General features: G+C 72.0%; 1 pseudogene. It reads right to left on the bottom strand.

Annotation, left to right across the window (positions count from 1 at the left end):
• Positions 1-314 (bottom strand): annotated as a pseudogene (locus TN53_RS43670) (acetyl-CoA C-acyltransferase); the annotation flags it as partial.

Below are 314 nucleotides of genomic sequence, written 5' to 3'. Positions count from 1 at the left end.
GGCCTCCGCCGAGGCACATGGTCTCCAGGCCGTAGCGGGCCCGGCGGCGGTCCAGTTCGCGCAGCAGGGTGGCGAGGATGCGGCCGCCGGTGGCGCCGACGGGGTGTCCCAGCGAGATGCCGGAGCCATTGACGTTGAACCGCTCGAAGTCGGTCTCGGTCAGGGCCCATTCGCGGGTGCAGGCCAGCACCTGGGCGGCGAAGGCCTCGTTGAGTTCGATCAGGTCGATGTCGGCGAGCTTCAGTCCGGCTCGCTCCAGGGCCCTGGCGGTGGCGGGCACCGGGCCGATCCCCATCGTCTGTGGCGGTACGCCG

This window comes from Streptomyces sp. WM6386 (genome assembly GCF_000972385.1).
Lineage (GTDB): Bacteria > Actinomycetota > Actinomycetes > Streptomycetales > Streptomycetaceae > Streptomyces.
Note: the sequence above shows the minus strand (reverse complement) of the source record. Positions and strands in the feature narration are given on the sequence as shown.